Raw genomic sequence first — 210 nt, forward strand, 5'->3', positions numbered from 1 at the left:
TTATTAACGCTGAGGTGTGATGACGAGGCACTACGGTGCTGAAGTAACAAATGCCCTGCTTCCAGGAAAAGCCTCTAAGCATCAGGTAACACAAAATCGTACCCCAAACCGACACAGGTGGTCAGGTAGAGAATACCAAGGCGCTTGAGAGAACTCGGGTGAAGGAACTAGGCAAAATGGTGCCGTAACTTCGGGAGAAGGCACGCTGAT

The 210-nt window shown here is 50.0% G+C and carries 1 rRNA gene; it reads left to right on the forward strand.

What is annotated here, in order from left to right:
- Window positions 1-210 (forward strand): 23S ribosomal RNA (locus tag NNO04_RS22760); the annotation flags it as partial.

Source organism: Citrobacter sp. Awk 4 (genome assembly GCF_028069725.1).
Lineage (GTDB): Bacteria > Pseudomonadota > Gammaproteobacteria > Enterobacterales > Enterobacteriaceae > Citrobacter_D.